Annotated in this window: 18 protein-coding genes; all 18 read left to right on the forward strand. The window is 43.9% G+C overall.

Annotated elements, in window-relative coordinates:
* Positions 1-2: 2 nt before the first annotated feature.
* The 18 genes from BQ5591_RS14930 to BQ5591_RS15005 all read left to right on the forward strand — a co-directional run bounded on the left by BQ5591_RS14930 (position 3) and on the right by BQ5591_RS15005 (position 22864).
* A complete protein-coding gene (locus tag BQ5591_RS14930; protein ID WP_071149945.1) occupies positions 3-3242 on the forward strand; it encodes a SusC/RagA family TonB-linked outer membrane protein in 3240 nt (1079 codons plus the stop codon).
* An 18-nt stretch (positions 3243-3260) separates the two neighbouring features.
* On the forward strand, positions 3261-5057 hold the full coding sequence (locus BQ5591_RS14935) for a RagB/SusD family nutrient uptake outer membrane protein (RefSeq protein ID WP_022162457.1): 1797 nt from the start codon (positions 3261-3263) through the stop codon (positions 5055-5057).
* Between the two features lie 57 nt (positions 5058-5114).
* The gene (locus BQ5591_RS14940; protein WP_071150756.1) at positions 5115-7004 is read left to right on the forward strand and encodes an arabinan endo-1,5-alpha-L-arabinosidase; all 1890 of its coding nucleotides are present in this window, start codon (positions 5115-5117) and stop codon (positions 7002-7004) included.
* A 168-nt stretch (positions 7005-7172) separates the two neighbouring features.
* Positions 7173-8312, forward strand: coding sequence for an aldose epimerase family protein (locus BQ5591_RS14945; protein WP_071149946.1), 1140 nt, complete (start codon positions 7173-7175; stop codon positions 8310-8312).
* Positions 8313-8346: 34 nt separating this feature from the next.
* Entirely contained in the window at positions 8347-10092 is a 1746-nt protein-coding gene (locus BQ5591_RS14950) for a sodium:solute symporter (protein WP_071149947.1), read from the forward strand.
* A 116-nt stretch (positions 10093-10208) separates the two neighbouring features.
* Positions 10209-10886 (forward strand): NUDIX hydrolase, encoded by a 678-nt coding sequence (locus BQ5591_RS14955; protein WP_022162453.1) that lies wholly within the window; start codon positions 10209-10211, stop codon positions 10884-10886.
* Positions 10887-10905: 19 nt separating this feature from the next.
* Positions 10906-11592 carry an L-ribulose-5-phosphate 4-epimerase gene (locus tag BQ5591_RS14960; RefSeq protein ID WP_022162452.1) on the forward strand — a complete coding sequence of 229 codons (687 nt, stop codon included), beginning with the start codon at positions 10906-10908 and terminating at the stop codon, positions 11590-11592.
* Between the two features lie 98 nt (positions 11593-11690).
* Positions 11691-13217 (forward strand): L-arabinose isomerase, encoded by a 1527-nt coding sequence (araA, locus tag BQ5591_RS14965; RefSeq protein ID WP_071149948.1) that lies wholly within the window; start codon positions 11691-11693, stop codon positions 13215-13217.
* 146 nt (positions 13218-13363) lie between these two features.
* Entirely contained in the window at positions 13364-14962 is a 1599-nt protein-coding gene (locus BQ5591_RS14970) for a xylulokinase (protein ID WP_071149949.1), read from the forward strand.
* 24 nt (positions 14963-14986) lie between these two features.
* A complete protein-coding gene (locus tag BQ5591_RS14975) occupies positions 14987-16531 on the forward strand; it encodes an alpha-N-arabinofuranosidase (RefSeq protein WP_022162449.1) in 1545 nt (514 codons plus the stop codon).
* 177 nt (positions 16532-16708) lie between these two features.
* A complete protein-coding gene (locus BQ5591_RS14980; protein WP_022162448.1) occupies positions 16709-18718 on the forward strand; it encodes a transketolase family protein in 2010 nt (669 codons plus the stop codon).
* 117 nt (positions 18719-18835) lie between these two features.
* Positions 18836-19273, forward strand: a complete 438-nt coding sequence (gene rpiB, locus BQ5591_RS14985; RefSeq protein WP_071149950.1) for a ribose 5-phosphate isomerase B — start codon at positions 18836-18838, stop codon at positions 19271-19273.
* 448 nt (positions 19274-19721) lie between these two features.
* Positions 19722-19997, forward strand: a complete 276-nt coding sequence (locus BQ5591_RS14990; protein WP_022162446.1) for a tetratricopeptide repeat protein — start codon at positions 19722-19724, stop codon at positions 19995-19997.
* Positions 19998-20017: 20 nt separating this feature from the next.
* On the forward strand, positions 20018-20245 hold the full coding sequence (locus BQ5591_RS20925) for a 4Fe-4S dicluster domain-containing protein (RefSeq protein ID WP_022162445.1): 228 nt from the start codon (positions 20018-20020) through the stop codon (positions 20243-20245).
* 12 nt (positions 20246-20257) lie between these two features.
* The gene (locus BQ5591_RS14995; protein WP_022162444.1) at positions 20258-21343 is read left to right on the forward strand and encodes a 3-methyl-2-oxobutanoate dehydrogenase subunit VorB; all 1086 of its coding nucleotides are present in this window, start codon (positions 20258-20260) and stop codon (positions 21341-21343) included.
* Between the two features lie 12 nt (positions 21344-21355).
* The gene (locus BQ5591_RS21620; protein ID WP_022162443.1) at positions 21356-21529 is read left to right on the forward strand and encodes a hypothetical protein; all 174 of its coding nucleotides are present in this window, start codon (positions 21356-21358) and stop codon (positions 21527-21529) included.
* 12 nt (positions 21530-21541) lie between these two features.
* Positions 21542-22303 carry a thiamine pyrophosphate-dependent enzyme gene (locus BQ5591_RS15000; RefSeq protein WP_022162442.1) on the forward strand — a complete coding sequence of 254 codons (762 nt, stop codon included), beginning with the start codon at positions 21542-21544 and terminating at the stop codon, positions 22301-22303.
* 18 nt (positions 22304-22321) lie between these two features.
* On the forward strand, positions 22322-22864 hold the full coding sequence (locus BQ5591_RS15005; RefSeq protein ID WP_022162441.1) for a 2-oxoacid:acceptor oxidoreductase family protein: 543 nt from the start codon (positions 22322-22324) through the stop codon (positions 22862-22864).
* The last annotated feature ends 266 nt before the right edge of the window (positions 22865-23130 follow it).

Below are 23130 nucleotides of genomic sequence, written 5' to 3' on the forward strand. Positions count from 1 at the left end.
ATATGAACAAAGTTAATCATATCATAACCAAAACAGCCAAAGCAGGCAAAACACTGCTGACGGCAACATTATTGTTTGCAGCAGCCAACGTATATGCGCAAAACTCGCAAATATTAAAAGGCCGTATTGTAGACACAGAAGGTAAGCCCGTAGCTGGTGCCGTCATCAATGTAGCAGAAGAAAGTCGAATCGTTCTTTCTGACGCTGATGGCTATTTCAGCTTAAATAATGTAAAGCCAACTGATGAAATATGCGTAAGTTGTGTCGGATATAAAAACGTACAGGTTCCAGCAGAATTTAATGAAAACTTCAACATTGAAATTCAAGAAGACCTTGATGAATATTTGCATACTATGCCTGTTCCGTTCGGACGCAAAACACGTAAAATCATGACAGAAGCAACTTCGGTTGTTACAGGAGAAGAACTACAAAAACATCCTATTACTGTATTACAGAATGCGTTTACTTCTACAGTTAATGGTGTAGAAACTTACGAATGGTCATCTGAACCGGGATGGACAGAAAGTGCTATGTATATCCGCGGTATTCGTACAATGAACAGTGGTGCCCGTGCTCCGCTGGTAATGGTAGACAACGTTGAACGCGACCTTTCATTTCTAGATGCATTCCCCATCGAAAACATTACAATTCTGAAAGATGCTGCGGCAACTGCTATTTATGGTATGCGAGGAGCCAATGGTGCCATCATTGTCACTACTAAACGTGGAGAAGCTGGTAAAACAAACGTTAATTTTACTCAAGAGGTCGGATTCCAAATGTTAAGTAACAAAATGGAAAACCAGAACTCATATAACATGGCACTAACACGTAATCGCGTACGTTATCTTGACGGATTACAACCCATGTATACCAATGAGCAAATAGAAATGTACCGTCGTGTGTGCGAAGGAGAACAGTTGACCGGAATGGACCAGTACAAATACTTCAATACCAATTGGTTTGATGAATTGTATCGCGAAACAGCTCCTATGTACAAAACAAACTTACAGATTAACGGAGGTAACGACCGTGCACGCTACTACGTATCATTTTCTTATCTCCGTCAGGAAGGTATGTGGAATGACAAATGGACCAATTATAACAAAGATTATAATACGACACACATGTTGAATCGTTGGAACTTACGTTCTAATCTTGATATTGATGTCAATGAATATTTGAATGTATCATTGGATTTAGGCGGACGTATCGATAATATTTCACAACCGCTCACATCGGTATTCAATCTGACAACATTTGGTGCCGTTGAAGCTAATCCTATGGAACCTGTATACTGTCCAAACGGAGAAATATATGCTTCGTCTACAGCAAATAACGCAGGACGCTTATTAGCCTCATCCGGTCAAGATAAGAACAGACGCCGTAACCTCTATTCAACAGTAACTGTTAACGGCGATTTGAAAAAGATTCTTCCTGGGCTGAAAGTAAATGCAACCGTAAGTTTCGACTCGTATGAAGTGTTCCAGACAACACAAGCCAATGACATCAATTCATATAATTATGATTATGCCAACCTGAATGTAAGCGATATCTCACAGATAGAATATACCAAGTTTTCTTCATATACCGCTTTGCATTACACATCAGGTAGTGGTGGTAATCAGCGTGCTCACTATTACAACCTGAATATGTTGGGAGGCTTCAGCTATGAGAACAGCTTCGGCAATCACAACATTAGTGCACGTGCTTTTGCCCGTTCTTATCGGAATCAAAACAATGTGCTGGAACCTAATAATGCACAATATAATTCTTCGAATCGTTATTTATCGTGGAACGGCCAACTGACATACGATTATGCTAACCGTTACATTTTCTCTGGCAACATTTCACGCATGGGTAGCGACAATTTCCGTAAAGATGAACGCTGGGGTACATTCTATGGCGTATCAGGAGGCTGGGTTGCATCAGAAGAACCTTGGTTGAAAAACGATAAAATAGATATGTTAAAACTCCGCGTTTCTTATGGACGTGCCGGACAAGCAGTTACTGGAGCCGGACGCTACCCCTACCAGAATACATATGGCTCATCTACAGGGTATGGATTCGGTTATTCGGGTTCATATGTAAACGGATTTGCAGAGACTATGGCAGGAAATGCCAACAACAAATGGGAAATTTCTGATATGTTGAACCTAGGTCTGGACTTTGATTTTTGGAACAAAAAATTATATGGTTCTATCGACGCCTTCAAAGAATGGAGATCCAATATTTTGGTAACACGTACAAGTGTACCTGACATGCTTGGTATCAGTGTAGCTCAAGATTCATACGGTAAGGCTGAAACCAAAGGTTTTGAAGTTACAATAGGACATCAGAACCACATCGGCGATTTCAGCTATTACCTCCAAGGTATGGTAACCTACAACACTAACAAGATCACTGAAATGGACGAAACGGAACCGAACGTAGAGTGGCAACGTAAGACTGGTAATCGTATTCTTGACTACACTTCTGTACAAGCCCTATACGAAAGCTCATTCAACAATACTGTTGGAGGATGGAATCGCTACAAGTTCGTACAATGGGCTTCAGACCCCAATCTGATTGCTACCAGTCAGCAGGATGCAATCGACCATCCGGAAAAATATCCGTATAATAGTGCATCAAACGGAGCTCAAAAACTAGGAACAGCCGTATTTAAAGACTTAAATGGAGACCGTATGATCGATTCGAATGACATGGTACCAGACACTTATACTGTAATACCTGAGTTAATTCCTACCTTGACATTCGGTTTCAGCTATAAAGGTTTTGATGCACGTGCTGTACTGACAGCCTATTTAAATCGTGACGTATTCCTTTCTCCTGCATTATCCTACTCTGGTTGGAGTAACATGGGTACTCATGAAGTAGTTAATTCTTGGGGATATTATACTGATGATCCGAACGATCCACGAAACGTCAATGCCAAATATCCCCGCCCGACATACGGCGGATTCAACGCTATTGACTCAGACCGCGATACAGGTACATATCAAAATGATATCTGGATTGTGAATGGTAACTTCCTCTCATTGCGTAATATAGAAATCGGCTATTCTCTACCTAAAAAATTAATAGCCAAAGCTTGTATGACTAAATGCCGTTTCTATTTTAGTGGTTATAACCTTTATACATGGAGCGGTCTGCCTGACGGACTTGATCCTGAAAAACCGATGAGTTACGTATGGTGGTATCCCAAAACTCGTACATTCACTTTTGGTGTCAATATAGGATTCTAACAAATAAATATTAATAATATGAAGAAATACATCAAATATATGGCAGCAACCCTGCTGGCGGTGAACTTCACCGCCTGCAGCGGATTCCTTGACAAAGAAGTAGATCTAACTCTTGGAGCCGAAGACGTTTTTGACAAAGCCGAAAATACGCGCGGCTTGCTCGCAAACATCTATACCTATTTACCAGATGCATTTGTTGGTTATACAGACGGGCAATACCGTGGAGCTTCACGCGACTGTATGACAGATAACGCCATCTCTTTTTGGAATGTGCATTATTACCATAGCGTATTACGTGATTCATATGATGCAACTAACCATCAGTTTGCTAATTACTTTTGGTCACGCAATTTCCAGGCCATTCGTGCAGCCAACAACTTTCTGACCTATGCAAAAGAAAGTGTAATCGGTAATGAAGAGACCAATGATGATAACAACCGTTTATACGATCGTAACATGGCTGAAGCACGTTTTTTACGTGCCATATTCCATTTTGATTTGGTCAGCTACTTTGGAGCAATACCTATCGTCGGCGATGATGCAGAAGGCAACCCAATCATTTTTGAGACAACTAATACAGAAGCTATGAACCAGCCTCGCACACCCGCTGCTGATGCATTGCAATGGATTGCAGACGAATGTGACAAAGTAAAAGATGTTTTGCCGTTCCGCTATGCACAGGAAGAACTTAATTGGGGACGTGTAAATGGAGCTTCAGCTTATGCATTAAAAGCCAGAGCCCTACTCTATAAAGCTTCTCCTTTAAACAATCCTTCAAATGACCAGAGTCAATGGGAAGCCGCCGCAGAAGCAGCTCTTGACTTTATTCGCAAAAATGCGACACAGAGTAATCCGTACCGGCTTTATGACATCGGAGATCCCGAACAAAACTATTATCAATGTTTTGTGTCAACTCCGCACTTGAATAACGAATATATTTTAAGTCGCTCTGAATGGCAAACACGGGCTATTGAAGAATTTTTAGCACCTTGTGGATTTAGCGGATCTGCTAATTCTACTGGACGTACCAATCCGACCCAAAATCTGGTAGACAGCTATGAAACTATCAATGGACTTCCCATCGACCAAGATCCCAGTTATGATCCACAAAATCCATATGTAAACCGGGATCCACGCCTTGAACAGACCATTCTGCATCATGGTTCTATCTGGGGTGACCCCGAACAAGAAGAAGAACGTATGGTAGATATTACGTATGGTACAGGTTTAGATTATCAGGAATTGCATGGTGGTACCGTAACTGGATATTATACTAAAAAGTTCCTCAATAACATGTCATGGAAAAGCCCTACCACCTACACACATGCTTGTCCGATCTTCCGCTATGCAGAAGTTCTGTTAAACGCAGCAGAAGCATTGAACGAAGCAGGACGTACTTCTGAAGCATACGAATATGTCAATCAGGTACGTGCACGTGTAGGCATGCCAGCTTATAGTAATATGACACAAGACAAACTGCGGGAACGCATTCGTAATGAACGTCGTATTGAATTATGTTTTGAGGACCACCGATTCTTTGATGAACGCCGTTGGAAACTGTTCGAAGGAGTTACAGCCGCTAGTGAACAAAACAAGCCTTATTATCAGCAAGTATACAATTTATATGGAGTACAAATTACCCCCAATGCAGGTACTGTATATAATTACGGCTACTCGGAAACTTACACTTCACGCGCATTCAACAGTCCAAAGAATTATTATTTCCCAATTCCTGACGATGAAGTAAAACGTCTTCCTAATTTGGGACAAAATAGTGGTTGGGAATTAACTGCCACTTCAACAGAAGCAAACTGATAATCAATGAAAGTGGTAATTAATGAAAGTATAAAATATCAATTAAAGCCAACTATTATGAAACATTATAAATGGATTAGTTTATTGTTCGCAGCCGCTCTCACTATGGGAGCGTGCAGCGACGATGAAAACAATTATGGAGAGACAGGAGTTATCATTGAAGAACCAGTCGCTACAGAAGCTACTTTAAAAAGTGTGTCGGTAAGTTGTACTTTCGATTTACGCGATGATATACGCTATGTTAGTGCAGGATTCTGCTATAGCCTTCATGAGAATCCTACGATTTACGATGCTACAATTAAATCGACTTTAACCAACGGTACTGTATCAGCCACAATTGATGGGCTTACTCCTTATACTACTTACCACGTACGGGCTTATATCTGCATTTATCAAGGAGAAACTTTATACTCTTCAGATATTCAGATTATGCCTTCTGAGGGTTTGGAAGATAATGAGTTAATCAATTATCAGGCACCACAATATTTAGATGATTATCGTTCGATAGCTTCGTGGGATTTACGTGATCAATGGAATCTGTCCAATGTGCACGATCCTTCAGTAGTATTGGCAGAAGACGGCTATTACTATATGTATCAGACAGACGCTTCATATGACAATAAACATACTGCAGGTGGTCATTTCCACGCACGACGTTCTAAGGATTTAGTTAATTGGGAGTATTTAGGAGGAACAATGCAATCATTACCGGAATGGGTAATACCTAAACTAAACGAAATCCGTACAGATATGGGACTGAAAGAGGCCACTCCCAATACAGATGAATTCGGCTATTGGGCTCCATGCGTACGAAAAGTTAAAGACGGTCTTTACCGCATGTATTACTCGATTGTATGTCCCGGAAATATTGATGGAGAAAATTCGTGGGCAGAACGAGCTTTTATCGGTATGATGGAAAACACCGATCCTTCTAATAATAATGGCTGGGTAGACAAAGGATATGTCATTACCAATGCATCTGATAAAGGTCTAAATTTTCATGTTGCACCAAATGATTGGGCAAACTGCTATTATAAATGGAATGCCATTGACCCCAGTTATATCATTGCAGAAGATGGAAAACATTATTTGATTTACGGATCATGGAACAGTGGTATCGCTTTAGTCGAACTGAATGCAGAAACTGGAAAAGTTAAGGCTGAACTACCCAACCCATGGGGAACTAATGAAGATATTGCCGCATATGGTCAACTGATAGCAACCCGAGAAATGGGTAATCGCTGGCAAGCAAGCGAAGGTCCTGAAATTGTATACAACCCCAATACCGGGTATTATTATCTGTTTGTAGCCTATGATGCATTGGATGTTCCTTATAACACCCGAGTTGCACGTTCCAAAAACATTACCGGTCCCTATTTGGGCATTGATGGTGCTAATGTCACTGAAGGAGCAGATATGCTACCTGTAGTTACCCACCCCTATAAATTTGCCAATAGCGATGGTTGGGTCGGCCTCTCTCATTGCGCAATCTTTAACGATGGCAATGGCCACTGGTACTATTCTTCACAAGGACGTTTACCTGCAAATATAGATAACGCAGTCATGTTAGGACATGTCCGCAGCATCTTATGGACCAAAGACGGATGGCCTTTAGTAATGCCCGAGCGCTATGGTGCCGTTCCACAAGTGACTATCAAAGAAGAAGAGTTAATTGGAAAATGGGAACATATCGATCTTTCTTATAGCTATGGTGAACAGAAATCTGCAGCAACAATGACATTAGCCGCCGACCATACTATTACAGAAGGAACTTGGAAAGGTGGTACATGGAGTTACGATGCAGAGAAACAGATTTTAACGGCTAATGGAATCGAGCTTTATTTAAAACGTGAGACAGACTGGGAATCAACTCCCAGAACACACACCATCGTTTACGCCGGTTACGGAGATAATTTTAAAACTTATTGGGGTAAGAAGAATAAATAATCGCTCATTTATATAAGGAGAATTGCCTGGATGTCTTGACTGCTCCAGGCATTTTTTTCACATAATATGTTACATAACATACAGAAGTGTATACCTCACACCAAATAAAAGTGTTACTTTTACACCCGAAATAAGATAAACATCTAATTCACAAATAAAAATAACGCCATGAAGAATTACTTTCTTTCAGCAGGAATAGCTGCATGTATATTAGCATCCTGCACACAGAAACCGGAAACTCAGCTTACCTTATCCGGTTTAAATCCCACAAAGTTTCAAACAGAGGTAAACAACGCCCAAACCAACCTTTATACATTAAAGAATAAAGCTGGAATGGAAGTTTGTATCACGAACTTCGGTGGCCGTATTGTTTCCATAATGGTTCCTGATAAAAACGGAAATATGCAAGATGTGGTTTTAGGATTCGACAGCATCGCCGACTACATTAATGTTCCGAGCGATTTTGGAGCTTCTATCGGACGTTATGCAAACCGAATCAACCAAGGCCGGATTGTATTGGATGGAGACACTATACAACTGCCCCAAAACAATTTCGGACATTGCCTGCATGGCGGTCCTAAAGGATGGCAATATCAAGTATATAATGCCAACCCTATTGACGGCACGACATTGGAATTGACACGTATTTCACCTGATGGAGATGAAAACTTCCCCGGTAATGTTACAGCCAAAGTAACCTACAAACTGACAGAAGACAATGCCATTGACATCAAATACAGTGCAACTACCGACAAGAAAACTGTTATTAATATGACCAACCATTCTTATTTCAACTTGTCGGGAAATCCTGCCAAAGCAGCAACAGACCACATCTTATATGTAAATGCAGACAACTATACTCCTGTTGACAGCACATTCATGACCACTGGAGAAATTCTGCCTGTGAAAGATACTCCTATGGACTTTACAACTCCTAAAGCTGTAGGACAAGATATCAATAATTACGACTTTATCCAATTGAAAAACGGAAACGGATATGACCACAATTGGGTATTAAATACCAATGGCGATATCACCAAGCTGGCGGCAAAACTGACATCACCCGAAACCGGCATCACGCTGGAAGTATATACCAACGAGCCAGGAATCCAAGTATATTCCGGTAATTTCCTTGACGGAACTGTTACAGGAAAGAAAGGTATAGTATATAATCAACGTGCCTCTGTTTGTCTGGAAACACAACACTATCCTGATAGCCCCAATAAGCCCGAGTGGCCTTCTGTAATCCTTGAGCCAGGTCAAACTTACAACAGCGAATGTATCTTTAAATTCGGTGTAGAGAAATAAATCTTAATTTAATACTATAAAACATTGAGCAATTATGAATTGGAATACAAATGAATTTATCTGGCTCGATTGGGCTGTTCTTGCCGTTGGCATCATTGCTATCGTATGGGCAATTTGTCATGCCATAAAGAAAGACAAAGAAAAGATGAAAGGAGCCGACAGTCAGGACTACCTCTTTGGAAAAGGTGAACCTTGGTATATTATTGGTGCAGCTATTTTCGCAGCCAATATTGGATCAGAACACCTGGTAGGTCTTGCAGGTACTGGAGCTAAAGACGGTGTAGGAATGGCACACTGGGAAATGCAAGGCTGGATGATACTTATCTTGGGATGGTTGTTCGTACCATTTTATCAATTGTTGAACAACAAAATGGGTAAAATCATCACAATGCCCGACTTCCTGAAGTTCCGCTATACACAACGTACCGGTTCTTGGCTGTCAATCATCACGCTGATCGCATACGTCCTGACAAAAGTTTCTGTAACAGCTTTCACAGGTGGTATTTTCTTTGAATACCTTCTCGGTCTACCGTTCTGGTATGGTGCCATTGGTCTGATTGTTGTTACTGCAGTGTTTACGGTCTTTGGAGGTATGAAAGGCGTAATGACTTTGTCTGCCATTCAGACTCCGATTCTTATCATCGGTTCTTTCCTTGTTTTGTTCCTGGGTCTTAACATGTTAGGAGATGGCAGCATAAGCGAAGGATGGTCACAAATGATGGCTGTATGTAACGCTGCTCACGACGGTTTTGGTACAACCCACATGTTCCATACCGATCCCGCCGATCCTATGTATCAGCAATTCCCCGGATATGTAGTTTTCCTTGGTGCTTCTATCATCGGTTTTTGGTATTGGTGTACCGACCAGCATATCGTGCAACGTGTATTGGGTCAACAAAAAGGAGAGGCCAATGATGTAGTAATGAAACGTGCTCGTCGTGGTAGTATTGCTGCCGGATACTTTAAATTGTTACCCGTATTTATGTTCCTGATTCCTGGAATGGTAGCTTACGCACTTGCACAGAAGACTGGTAGTGGTATCGTTATGGATATTACCAATACTCATGACACAGACGGTGCATTTGCCATGATGGTGAAAAACATATTGCCCGCAGGTGTCAAAGGTATTGTTACTATCGGATTTATCTGCGCCCTTGTTGCATCTTTGGCCGCATTCTTCAATAGCTGCGCTACCTTATTTACAGAAGATTTCTACAAACCTATGAAAAAAGGCATGAGCGAAAGCCATTACGTACTTGTAGGCCGTATCGCAACTGTCGTTGTAGTTCTTCTGGGATTGGCATGGATGCCTATCATGATGAATATGGGTAACCTGTACTCGTATCTGCAAGATATCCAATCATTAATCGCTCCTGCTATGGTAGCCGTATTCACATTGGGTATATTCTCCAAAAGAATTACTCCCAAAGCTGGTGAATGGGGACTTATCGGCGGTTTTCTGATTGGTATGGTACGTTTGCTTACCAATGTTATCACAGATTCCGGTAAAGCCACTATGGACGGCGCCTTCTGGGAATACACCTCATGGTTCTGGCAAACAAACTGGCTGATCTTCGAAGTCTGGTTATTAGTATTCCTGCTTGTATTGATGGCAGTTGTTTCTTGCTTCACTCCGAAACCTACAGCAGAACAGATAGAAGCCATTACATTTACCGGAAGCTACAAAGAAGAAATCGCGAAGAGCTGGAACAAATGGGATGTTATCGCTACTTTGGGCGTAATCATCCTCTGCGCTTTGTTCTATGCCTACTTCTGGTAATTTCATGAAATGTTCACATTTCACGAATAGAAATCATATTTATAATTAGGAGTTACAAAACTCCTAATTATAAATGTTGCGAAAGTTGTATTACTCACTTAACAGTGCATTTATCAATGAGCAATTATTACAGCATCAATCCTAAGTTCTACGTATCTGTAGACTGTATCATTTTTGGATTTTATGAAGGAGAACTGAATTTATTACTCCTGAAACGAAATTTTGAACCTGCATTAGGCGAATGGTCACTAATGGGTGGATTCGTTCAAGAGAATGAGAGTGTAGACGATGCAGCGAAACGAGTTTTAGCAGAACTCACCGGATTGGATCAAGTATATATGGAACAAGTCAGCTCTTTTGGAGCTATAGACCGTGACCCAGGCGAACGAGTTGTGTCCATTGCCTATTATGCACTTATCAACATCAACGAATACGACCGCGAACTAGTACAAAGACACAATGCATTTTGGGTTAATATAAATGAACTTCCACCATTGATATTCGATCACCAAGCAATGGTAGAGCAAGCACGTGCCCTCATGCAACAAAAAGCATCGGTTGCTCCTATCGGCTTCAATCTTCTGCCTAAATTATTCACCTTATCACAACTGCAAAGCTTGTACGAAGCCATTTATGGAGAAGCCATAGACAAACGGAACTTCCGCAAACGGATAGCAGAAATGGATTATATAGAGAAAACAGACCTCATAGACAAAACAAGTTCGAAACGAGGTGCTGCCCTCTATCAGTTCAATGAAAAAGTTTATCGCAAAGCTCCGAAATTTAAACTGTAACATTTAAACATAAAAACATATGTTAGAAGAATTAAAAGAAAAAGTATTTCGTGCCAACCTCGATTTAGTAAAGCATGGCCTGGTCATCTTTACTTGGGGCAATGTTTCCGGAATTGACCGCGAAACTGGCTTGGTCGTCATTAAACCAAGTGGCGTAAGTTATGACGAAATGAAAGCTGAAGACATGGTTGTAGTAGACCTCGACGGAAAAGTCGTGGAAGGCAAACTCAAACCATCTTCAGATACTCCTACCCATATAGTATTATACAAAGCTTTCCCAGAAATTGGCGGAGTAGTACATACACACTCTACATATGCCACAGCTTGGGCACAAGCAGGATGCGATATTCCGAATATCGGCACAACCCATGCCGACTATTTCCACGATGCTATCCCCTGCACTGCCGACATGACAGAAGCCGAAGTTAAAGGCGCTTACGAATTGGAAACAGGAAATGTCATCGTTAAACGTTTCGAAGGACTGAATCCTGTACATACACCAGGAGTATTGGTAAAAAATCACGGACCATTCTCATGGGGGAAAGATGCACATGATGCCGTACATAATGCCGTCGTTATGGAGCAAGTAGCTAAAATGGCCTCAATAGCCTATGCTGTCAATCCCAATTTGACTATGAATCCATTGCTCATCGAGAAGCATTTCAACCGCAAACATGGTCCTAATGCTTATTATGGGCAAAAATAAAATAGTAATGCCCTGCCCCCTATTTTAAACAAGAAACTTAAGACATACAATAATAACTAACAAGAATAATTAACCAACCACTTAAAAATAATAGTATTATGAACGCATTTGATCAATATGAAGTATGGTTCGTAACAGGAGCACAGCTTCTGTACGGAGGAGACGCTGTAATCGCAGTAGACGCACACAGCAATGAAATGGTAAAAGGACTGAATGAGTCAGGTAAACTGCCTGTAAAAGTTGTATATAAAGGAACAGCCAATTCTTCAAAAGAAGTAGAAGCAGTTTTTAAAGCTGCCAACAATGAAGAAAAGTGTATCGGTGTTATCACTTGGATGCACACCTTCTCGCCCGCCAAAATGTGGATTCATGGTTTGCAGCAATTAAAGAAACCTTTGCTCCACTTGCACACACAGTACAACAAGGAAATTCCTTGGGATACCATGGATATGGACTTCATGAACTTGAACCAAAGTGCACACGGCGACCGTGAATTTGGCCACATTTGCACACGCATGCGTATTCGTCGCAAAGTAGTAGTAGGCTACTGGAAAGAAGAAGAAACACAAAACAAGATCGCAGTTTGGATGCGTGTTTGCGCCGGATGGGCCGATGCACAAGACATGCTCATCATCCGTTTCGGCGACCAGATGAACAACGTAGCCGTAACCGATGGTGATAAAGTTGAAGCAGAACAACGTATGGGCTACCATGTAGATTACTGCCCGGTTAGCGAGCTGATGGAATATCACAAGCAAATTAAAGATGCCGATGTTGACGCTTTGGTACAAACTTACTTCAACGAGTACGATCACGACGCTGCCCTTGAAGACAAGTCTACTGAAGCATATCAAAAGGTATGGAACTCTGCCAAAGCAGAGCTTGCATTGCGCGCTATATTGAAGGACAAAGGCGCCAAAGGTTTCACAACCAACTTCGACGACCTCGGACAAACTGACGGCAGCTATTTCGACCAAATTCCTGGCTTGGCATCACAACGTCTGATGGCCGAAGGTTATGGTTTTGGTGCCGAAGGCGACTGGAAATCAGCAGCACTCTACCGCACTGTTTGGGTAATGAATCAAGGTCTGCCTACAGGTTGCTCATTCCTCGAAGACTACACTTTGAACTTCAATGGAGAGAACAGCTCTATCCTTCAGGCACACATGTTGGAGGTATGTCCGTTAATCGCCGCTAAAAAGCCACGTTTGGAAGTACATTTCCTGGGTATAGGTATCCGCAAGAGCGAAACTGCCCGTCTGGTATTTACTTCAAAGGTAGGCAAAGGATGTACAGCTACAGTTGTTGACCTTGGCAACCGCTTCCGCCTCATCGTAAACGATGTAGAATGCATCGAGCCGAAGCCACTGCCTAAGTTGCCCGTTGCTTCTGCTTTGTGGAAACCGATGCCTAATTTCGAAATTGGCGCAGGTGCATGGATTCTGGCTGGTGGTACTCACCATTCATGCTTCTCTTACGACCTCACTGCCGAATATTGGGAAGACTATGCCGAAATCGCAGGTATCGAAATGGTACATATCAACAAAGACACTACAATCAGCGAATTCAAGAAAGAACTGCGCATGAACGAAGTGTACTATATGCTGAACAAAGCTCTTTGCTAATCATCCAATAGCATAACCATGTATAAAAGTGCTCAACGAGCAATCGTTTGCAGCACTTTTATACTTTTAAGTAAGTTGCAAAAGCTGCAAATTACAGATATTTCTAACTTTACATTAACGTTGTACCTTAAACCATTAGTTCCATTATGAAATTAGATGCAAAATCAACTATCGAAACTGGTAAAGCCATCCTTGGTATAGAATTCGGATCCACAAGAATCAAAGCAGTTTTAATCGACCAGGAAAACAAACCCATTGCGCAAGGCAGCCATACATGGGAAAACCAATTGGTCGATGGCCTTTGGACATATAGTATTGATGCCATTTGGAACGGATTGCAAGACTGCTATTCAGATCTTCGTTCCAATGTAAAAGAGTTATATGGCATCGAAATAGAGACTCTGGCAGCCATCGGTATCAGCGCCATGATGCATGGTTACATGGCGTTCAACAAAGAACAAGAAATCCTTGTTCCTTTCCGCACTTGGAGAAATACTAATACAGGAGAAGCAGCTGCTACCCTGTCCGAGCTGTTTGTCTACAACATCCCTCTGAGATGGAGCATTTCACACTTGTATCAAGCTATCTTAAACAAAGAAGAGCATGTAAAAGACATCGATTTCCTGACCACTCTTGCCGGCTACGTACACTGGCAGATTACAGGCCAGAAGGTATTAGGCATTGGCGACGCATCCGGTATGCTCCCCATCGATCCGAATACGAAAGATTATTCAGCCGAAATGGTTTCCAAATTCAATAATCTTATTGCTCCCCAAGGATTCAAATGGACATTACTCGACATTCTTCCCAAAGTATTACTGGCTGGTGAAAATGCAGGTACCCTTACAGCCGAAGGAGCCAAGAGACTTGATGTATCCGGACACCTGAAAGCCGGTATTCCCGTATGTCCGCCAGAAGGCGACGCTGGTACAGGTATGGTTGCTACCAATGCTGTAAAACAACGCACAGGAAACGTTTCTGCCGGAACTTCCTCATTCTCGATGATTGTACTTGAAAAGGACCTGTCGAAACCTTACGAGATGATCGATATGGTTACTACCCCCGACGGCAGCCTGGTAGCTATGGTACATTGCAACAACTGTACTTCCGACCTCAATGCCTGGGTCAATCTGTTCAAGGAATATCAGGAACTCATGGGCATTCCTGTAGACATGAACGAAATCTATGGTAAGCTCTACAACCACGCACTGACAGGCGACACCGACTGCGGAGGCTTGATCTCATACAACTATATTTCAGGAGAACCTGTTACTGGCCTTGCTGAAGGAAGACCTTTGTTTGTACGTTCAGCCAACGATAAGTTCAATTTGGCCAACTTCATGCGTGCACACCTCCATGCATCTGTAGGAGTACTTAAAATAGGTAACGACATTCTCTTCAACGAAGAAAAGATTAAAGTAGACCGAATTACCGGCCATGGTGGCTTGTTCAAGACCAAAGGAGTAGGTCAAAGAATATTGGCTGCTGCTATCAACTCTCCTATCTCGGTTATGGAAACTGCCGGTGAAGGTGGTGCCTGGGGTATTGCCCTGTTAGGATCGTATCTGGTAAACAATGACAAGAAACAGTCGTTGGCCGACTTCCTGGACGAAAAAGTATTTGCCGGAGATGCCGGTGTCGAGATTGCTCCGACGGCAGAAGACGTTGCAGGCTTCAACGCATATATCGAAAACTATAAAGCTGGTTTACCTATTGAAGAAGCAGCTGCAAAATTCAAAAAATAACCCAACAGAAAAAAGACTACTTTTATGAAAAGTAAATTAATCATCAGCGGTCTTTTCTTGACAGCTTCCCTGTCACTGTCCGCACAAAAGAATGCAACTATCACTGTACAGGCCGAACAAGGTACACAAATTATCCCCAAGGAAATCTATGGCCAGTTTGCCGAACATCTGGGTACCTGTATCTATGGAGGCTTATGGGTAGGCGAGAACTCTGATATTCCCAATATCAAAGGTTACCGCACCGACGTATTCAATGCCCTCAAAGATCTGCAAGTCCCAGTGCTCCGCTGGCCGGGTGGTTGCTTTGCCGACGAATACCACTGGATGGACGGTATCGGTCCCAAAGAAAATCGCCCCAAAATGGTAAACAACAACTGGGGAGGTACCATCGAAGACAACAGCTTCGGAACGCACGAGTTCCTGAACCTTTGCGAGATGTTGGGCTGTGAGCCATACATCAGCGGAAATGTAGGTAGCGGTACTGTAGAAGAACTGGCCAAATGGGTAGAATATATGACTTCGGAAGGCGACTCTCCGATGGCTAATCTGCGCCGGAAAAACGGCCGCGACAAAGCCTGGAAGGTAAAATATCTGGGAGTAGGAAACGAAAGCTGGGGATGCGGTGGCAGCATGCGTCCTGAATATTACGCCGATTTGTACCGCCGTTACTCTACCTACTGCCGCAATTACGATGGAAACAATCTGTACAAGATAGCCAGTGGTGCCAGCGACTACGACTACAACTGGACAAAAGTTCTGATGGATCGTGTAGGAGCGCGCATGAACGGATTGTCTTTGCACTATTACACAGTAACCGGATGGAGCGGAAGCAAAGGTTCGGCTACCCAGTTTAATACGGAAGATTATTACTGGACCATGGGCAAATGCCGCGAGATAGAAGATGTCATCAAGAAGCACTGTGCCATTATGGACCAATATGATCCTCAGAAAAACGTAGCACTGATTCTGGACGAATGGGGCACATGGTGGGACGAAGAACCGGGTACCATCAAAGGGCATCTCTATCAGCAAAACACACTGCGCGATGCTTTTGTAGCTTCTCTGTCACTGGATATTTTCCACAAATATACCGATCGTCTGAAAATGGCAAACATTGCACAAATTGTCAATGTACTCCAGTCTATGATTCTGACCAAAGGTAAAGAGATGGTATTGACCCCTACGTATTACGTATTCAAAATGTATAAAGTACATCAGGACGCTACCTATCTGCCTCTCGAACTGAACTGCGACACGATGAACGTACGCGACAACCGCAAACTGCCTATGATCAGTGCAACAGCTTCGAAAGACAAGAACGGTAAAGTTCACCTTTCAATCTCCAATGTTGATGTAGAAAATGCTCAGGAAGTTATTGTAAACCTGCCCGGCATTGAAGCAAAGAAAGCTGTAGGCGAAATACTTACTTCTAAGGATGTTACCGACTATAACTCATTCGAAAATCCGGAAAAAGTCAAACCAGCTCCCTTTAAAGAAGTAAAAATCAATAAAGGCGTTATGAAAATCAAACTTCCGGCCAAGTCGATTGTTACTGTCGAGTTACAGTAAATCAGAGCAAAAGACTTATTGTACTTTAAACAAGAAGAAGGCAAAAATATCTGAAAAAAAAGAGTAACTATCCTTGTTGCTAATTGCACATAAAGAGTTATCTTTGTCCCTGTCATTTATGAACAAGCGTTAGTTACTCTGCTCTATCAAGCTAACAAAAACTAATTTATTATCAATATGAACGACAACAAACTTATGAACCTTGCAGCAAACAACATTCGTATCCTTGCTGCTTCTATGGTTGAGAAAGCTAATTCCGGACACCCGGGTGGCGCAATGGGTGGCGCCGACTTTGTCAATGTACTGTTCTCTGAATTTCTGGTATATGATCCTGAAAACCCGACATGGGAAGGACGCGACCGCTTCTTCCTTGACCCGGGTCATATGTCACCGATGCTTTACTCACAGCTCGCATTAACAGGCAAGTTCACATTGGATGAATTAAAAGAATTCCGTCAATGGGGAAGCCCGACTCCGGGACATCCCGAACGTGACGTTATGCGTGGAATTGAAAACACATCCGGCCCGCTCGGTCAAGGACATACTTTTGCTGTAGGTGCAGCCATCGCAGCCAAATTCCTGAAAGCACGTTTTGGCGAGGTTATGAATCAGACCATTTATGCTTATATATCCGATGGTGGTATACAGGAAGAGATTTCTCAAGGTGCAGGACGTATTGCAGGAACACTGGGATTGGACAACCTGATCATGTTCTACGACTCCAACGATATTCAGCTTTCTACCGAAACCAAAGCTGTAACTATCGAAGATACTGCCAAGAAATATGAGGCATGGGGTTGGAAAGTGATTAAGATCGACGGAAATAATGCCGACGAAATTCGCAATGCCCTGAACGAGGCTAAGGCTGAACAAGAACGTCCTACCCTCATCATCGGTCATACTGTTATGGGTAAGGGAGCACGCAAGGCCGACGGCAGCAGCTACGAAGCCAACTGTGCTACACACGGTGCCCCGCTGGGTGGCGATGCATACATCAATACCATCAAGAATCTGGGTGGCGATCCTACCAATCCGTTTGTCATCTTCCCCGAAGTAGAAGAACTGTATGCCAAACGTGCTGCCGAACTGAAAGAAATCATGAAGCAAAAGTATGCTGAAAAAGCTGCTTGGGCTCAGGCTAACCCGGAAAAGGCAGCCAAACTGGAGCAATTCTTCTCTGGCAAAGCTCCTCAAGTCAACTGGGAAGCTATCGAGCAAAAGGCTGGAGCTGCCACACGTGCCGCATCGGCTACCGTACTGGGTGCTTTGGCAACTCAGGTAGAAAACATGATCGTTGCTTCTGCCGACCTTTCCAACTCTGACAAGACCGACGGTTTCCTGAAGAAGACACATGCCTTCCAGAAAGGTGACTTCACCGGTGCTTTCTTCCAGGCAGGTGTAGCCGAGCTGACTATGGCTTGCTGCTGCATCGGTATGGCTCTGCACGGTGGTGTAATTCCGGCTTGCGGTACATTCTTCGTATTCTCCGACTACATGAAGCCCGCAGTTCGTATGGCTGCCCTCATGGAAGTTCCTGTGAAGTTCATCTGGACACACGATGCCTTCCGCGTAGGCGAAGATGGCCCGACTCACGAACCGGTAGAACAGGAAGCACAAATCCGTCTGATGGAGAAACTGAAGAATCATAAAGGTCACAATTCTACATTGGTACTCCGCCCGGCCGATGCCGAAGAGACTACTGTAGCATGGAGACTGGCCATGGAGAATACGACTACTCCTACAGCTCTGATCTTCTCACGTCAGAACATTGCCAATCTGCCCGCAGGCAACGACTACTCACAAGCAGCCAAGGGTGCTTACATCGTAGCAGGTTCCGATGCCAATCCCGATGTTATCCTGGTAGCTTCTGGTTCTGAAGTGTCTACACTGGTAGCAGGAGCCGAACTGTTGCGTAAAGATGGTGTCAAGGTACGTATCGTATCAGCTCCGTCCGAAGGTCTGTTCCGCAGCCAGGCACCCGGATATCAGGAAAGCATTATTCCGGCCGATGCCAAAGTATTCGGTCTGACTGCCGGTCTGCCTGTCAACCTGCAAGGTTTGGTAGGTGCACATGGTAAAATCTGGGGCTTGGAATCATTCGGTTTCTCTGCTCCTTACAAAGTATTGGATGAAAAATTGGGCTTTACGGCCGACAACGTTTACAAGCAGGTAAAAGCCATGCTCTAAACGGTTGAAGACCTCTCGTCCAAACCATATTGAACGCAGACAGTGCAACTTCTTTTGCCTGCCTGCGTTCTGTCAATCATTGCAATCAGAATAGTAAATCTTAAACCGACATAAGAAATGAAAACAATAGGAATTTGTTCCGACCACGCAGGATACGAACTGAAGCAATACGTCCGTACCTGGTTGGAAGCCAAAGGCTGGGAATATAAGGATTTTGGCACCTACTCTACCGAAAGTTGCGACTATGCCGACTTCGCCCATCCGCTGGCCAACGCTGTAGAAGCAGGCGAGTGCTATCCGGGCATTGCCATCTGCGGAAGCGGTAACGGAATCAACATGACCCTGAACAAACACCAAAGCATTCGTGCCGCACTGTGCTGGATCCCCGAAATATCTCATCTGGCACGCCAGCACAACGATGCCAATGTGCTCGTGATGCCCGGTCGTTTCATCACCACAGACGAAGCAGACAAGATTCTTACCGAATTCTTCAACACAGCATTCGAAGGTGGACGCCACCAACGTCGAATCGATAAGATTCCCGTAAGCAAATAAGAGAAAATACAGCAAAAGCGTTTCTCTACAAAGAAAGCTCCTTGTTTTGCTTTCTCCATTCAGGTATAGAAGAATAGTGACCAGCACTGCCCTATTACAACCAGCAGTAGAAGTCACGATTGTTCTATACCTGTTTTTTTTATTATCTTTCTATCCGCTACTTCACAGTCGACTCCCCAATACTCTCCCACCTCTTGACAGCCCCCTTCAAACGGCTTGCGAGCAACACTTGCATACCTCGCGAACACTATCTACACAAACAACAGAACACCATCACCTGTAAAGCAGCATTCTTTAGAATTCTGTTCATACACCTCACTTTTCTGACATTCTGATAGAAAAACACTGTAAGTAAGGCGATTCATTACTATTTTTCACATATAAGATGCTTGATGTCTGCAAATAAAAACTATCTTTGTGGTTGAATAAACCCGATGCTGAATAAAATATGGAATCATTAGTCACCATCAAAGAGCTTATCAACCAAGGAAATGTAGAACAAGCCATCCGGCAACTTGACGAATTTCTGCAAAGTGCTTCCTCGTGCCTCGACGAAGCTTACTATCTGCGCGGAAATGCCTATCGGAAACTGGGCAACTGGCAACAGGCACTCAACAATTATCAGTATGCCATCGACATCAACCCACAAAGTCCTGCCAAGGAAGCCCACCGCATGGTGATGGATATTCTAAATTTCTACAACAAAGACATGTATAATCAATAACATATAAAGGAACGTAAATTATGGCAAAAATCAAAGGAGCAATCGTTGTTGACACCGAACGTTGCAAAGGCTGCAACCTGTGTGCCGTGGCTTGTCCACTCCATGTAATAGCCCTCACCAAAGAGGTGAACGTAAAAGGGTATAACTATGCCCACCAGATATTGGAAGATACGTGTAACGGATGCGCATCGTGCGCTACAGTTTGTCCGGACGGATGTATCTCTGTTTATAAAGTAAAAGTTGAATAAATCAGATTGAATATGGCAGAAGAAGTTGTATTAATGAAAGGTAACGAAGCCATCGCCCACGCAGCTATACGTTGCGGAGCCGACGGTTACTTCGGTTACCCCATCACTCCTCAATCGGAGGTTTTGGAAACTCTTGCAGAACTGAAGCCTTGGGAAACCACCGGCATGGTAGTGCTTCAGGCAGAAAGTGAAGTAGCCGCCATCAACATGGTATATGGAGGTGCAGGAAGCGGTAAAATGGTGATGACCTCGTCGTCGAGCCCGGGTGTCAGCCTGAAACAGGAAGGTATCTCATACTTGGCCGGAGCCGAATTGCCCTGCCTCATTGTAAACGTAATGCGCGGCGGCCCCGGACTGGGAACCATTCAGCCCAGCCAGGCCGATTACTTCCAGACCGTCAAAGGCGGCGGACACGGCGATTACCGTCTGATAGCCCTTGCACCGGCTTCGGTACAGGAAATGGCCGATTTCGTAGGACTGGGATTCGAACTGGCTTTCAAGTACCGCAACCCCGCTATCATCCTGGCCGACGGCGTTATCGGACAGATGATGGAAAAAGTAGTGCTTCCTCCTCAAAAGCCACGCCGCACCGACGAAGAAGTTATCGCTCAATGTCCTTGGGCCACTACCGGAAAGACCAAAGACCGCAAACCCAACATCATCACTTCCCTCGAACTGAAACCCGAAGAAATGGAAAAGAACAACATCCGTTTCCAGGCCAAATACAGGGAAATTGAAAAGAACGAAGTGCGCTTCGAGGAAATCAACTGCGAAGATGCCGACTACCTCATCATAGCCTTTGGCTCAATGGCACGTATCGGACAGAAAAGCATGGAACTGGCACGTAAGGAAGGAATCAAAGTCGGAATCTTGCGTCCTATCACTCTGTGGCCTTTCCCGACACAGGCAATTGCTGCATATGCCGACAAGGTAAAAGGTATCCTCGTAACAGAGCTGAATGCCGGCCAAATGGTAGAAGATGTACGTCTGGCCGTGAACGGAAAAGTCAAGGTAGAACACTTCGGACGCTTGGGTGGTATCGTGCCCGACCCCGACGAAATCGTGGCAGCTCTGAAAGAAAAAGTAATCAACGGATAAAGAACGTAAAGAATGGATTCTGACAAAATAAGAAACGTGCTGAACATCCTCTTCCTGATACTTGCCGTAGCAGCTGTCATTACTTACTTTGTGGCCAAAGACGATTTCATGATGTTCGTCTACGTCTGCAGCGCAGCCATTTTCGTCAAGGTAATGGAGTTTTTCATACGTTTCACCAACAGATAAGGAGAAGTGATTATGACAAAAGAAGATATTATAAAGCCCGAGAATCTGGTTTACAAGAAACCGACTCTGATGAACGACAACCCCATGCACTACTGTCCGGGATGCAGCCACGGTGTAGTCCACAAGCTGATAGCCGAGGTAATCGAAGAGATGGGCATGGAAGACAAAGCTATCGGAATCTCTCCGGTAGGATGCGCCGTATTCATCTACAACTATTTGGATATCGACTGGCAGGAAGCCGCACACGGACGTGCGCCCGCACTGGCCACTGCCATCAAGCGCCTCTGGCCCAGCCGACTGGTATTCACCTATCAGGGCGATGGCGACTTGGCCTGCATCGGTACAGCCGAAACCATCCATGCGCTGAACCGTGGTGAAAACATCACCATCATCTTCATCAACAACGCCATCTACGGTATGACCGGCGGACAAATGGCTCCGACTACCCTTGTCGGCATGAAGACAGCTACCTGTCCTTACGGACGCGACGTACACCTGCACGGCTATCCGCTGAAGATGGCCGATATCGCCGCACAACTGGAAGGCACAGCCTACGTAACGCGCCAGAGCGTACAATCCGTACCCGCCATCCGCAAGGCCAAGAAAGCCATCCGCAAGGCATTCGAAAACTCCATGGCCGGAAAAGGCAGCAACCTTGTCGAAATTGTATCGACCTGCAACTCGGGCTGGAAAATGTCGCCGGAGAAGGCTAACAAATGGATGGAAGAGAACATGTTCCCCTTCTATCCGCTGGGAGACTTGAAAGATAAATAATTCAAAAGAAGAAAGACAATGAAAACAGAAATCATCATATCTGGCTTCGGCGGACAAGGTGTACTGTCCATGGGTAAAATCCTGGCTTACTCGGGATTGATGGAAGACAAGGAAGTGACATGGATGCCTGCCTACGGACCGGAGCAGCGTGGAGGTACGGCCAACGTAACTGTCATCGTAAGCGATGATAAGATCTCCTCCCCCATCCTCAGTAAGTACGATGCGGCCATCATCCTGAACCAGCCATCGCTCGAAAAGTTCGAAAGCAAGGTTAAACCCGGTGGTGTCCTGATCTACGACGGATACGGCATCATCAACCCACCCACCCGTAAAGACATTCACGTTTACCGCATCGACGCTATGGATGCAGCCAACGAAATGAACAACGCCAAGGCGTTCAACATGATTGTACTGGGCGGTCTGCTGAAAATCATGCCTATCGTCACACTGGAAAACGTCATCAAAGGCCTGAAGAAAACCCTGCCCGAACGGCATCATCACCTCATCCCCATGAACGAGGAAGCCATCAAACGAGGCATGGAGCTGATCAAAGAAGTATAAGCCGCAAGGCACAAATATTCAGTTGAGTAAAAAAGGATGCGATAATCGCATCCTTTTTTTGTATCTGTACATGAACAATTAAGAATGAACGATGTTTGACAAAGTGTCCAGCTAAGCAGAGATAGTTTCCAAAAACTGTCTACTGATATAGTCTATTAAACCCCAAAGCATCTAATTAAAATCAAGAAAAGACATTTCTTCTCTTAGCCCCTCTCCACCGCCCAACCTTCTACTTACAGTGCAATAACTACTGCACTCACTGTGCA

Source organism: Bacteroides ndongoniae, from assembly GCF_900108345.1.
Classification (GTDB): Bacteria; Bacteroidota; Bacteroidia; order Bacteroidales; family Bacteroidaceae; genus Bacteroides; species Bacteroides ndongoniae.

Coding starts and splice junctions, on each gene's coding strand:
- BQ5591_RS14945 (WP_071149946.1), top strand. CDS start 7,173: ATGAAGAATTACTTTCTTTCAGCAGGAATAGCTGCATGTATATTAGCA.
- BQ5591_RS14950 (WP_071149947.1), top strand. CDS start 8,347: ATGAATTGGAATACAAATGAATTTATCTGGCTCGATTGGGCTGTTCTT.
- BQ5591_RS14995 (WP_022162444.1), top strand. CDS start 20,258: ATGGCAGAAGAAGTTGTATTAATGAAAGGTAACGAAGCCATCGCCCAC.
- rpiB (WP_071149950.1), top strand. CDS start 18,836: ATGAAAACAATAGGAATTTGTTCCGACCACGCAGGATACGAACTGAAG.
- BQ5591_RS14980 (WP_022162448.1), top strand. CDS start 16,709: ATGAACGACAACAAACTTATGAACCTTGCAGCAAACAACATTCGTATC.
- BQ5591_RS14955 (WP_022162453.1), top strand. CDS start 10,209: ATGAGCAATTATTACAGCATCAATCCTAAGTTCTACGTATCTGTAGAC.
- BQ5591_RS14940 (WP_071150756.1), top strand. CDS start 5,115: ATGAAACATTATAAATGGATTAGTTTATTGTTCGCAGCCGCTCTCACT.
- BQ5591_RS14960 (WP_022162452.1), top strand. CDS start 10,906: ATGTTAGAAGAATTAAAAGAAAAAGTATTTCGTGCCAACCTCGATTTA.
- BQ5591_RS21620 (WP_022162443.1), top strand. CDS start 21,356: ATGGATTCTGACAAAATAAGAAACGTGCTGAACATCCTCTTCCTGATA.
- BQ5591_RS14990 (WP_022162446.1), top strand. CDS start 19,722: ATGGAATCATTAGTCACCATCAAAGAGCTTATCAACCAAGGAAATGTA.
- BQ5591_RS20925 (WP_022162445.1), top strand. CDS start 20,018: ATGGCAAAAATCAAAGGAGCAATCGTTGTTGACACCGAACGTTGCAAA.
- BQ5591_RS14975 (WP_022162449.1), top strand. CDS start 14,987: ATGAAAAGTAAATTAATCATCAGCGGTCTTTTCTTGACAGCTTCCCTG.
- BQ5591_RS15000 (WP_022162442.1), top strand. CDS start 21,542: ATGACAAAAGAAGATATTATAAAGCCCGAGAATCTGGTTTACAAGAAA.
- BQ5591_RS14970 (WP_071149949.1), top strand. CDS start 13,364: ATGAAATTAGATGCAAAATCAACTATCGAAACTGGTAAAGCCATCCTT.
- BQ5591_RS14935 (WP_022162457.1), top strand. CDS start 3,261: ATGAAGAAATACATCAAATATATGGCAGCAACCCTGCTGGCGGTGAAC.
- BQ5591_RS15005 (WP_022162441.1), top strand. CDS start 22,322: ATGAAAACAGAAATCATCATATCTGGCTTCGGCGGACAAGGTGTACTG.
- BQ5591_RS14930 (WP_071149945.1), top strand. CDS start 3: ATGAACAAAGTTAATCATATCATAACCAAAACAGCCAAAGCAGGCAAA.
- araA (WP_071149948.1), top strand. CDS start 11,691: ATGAACGCATTTGATCAATATGAAGTATGGTTCGTAACAGGAGCACAG.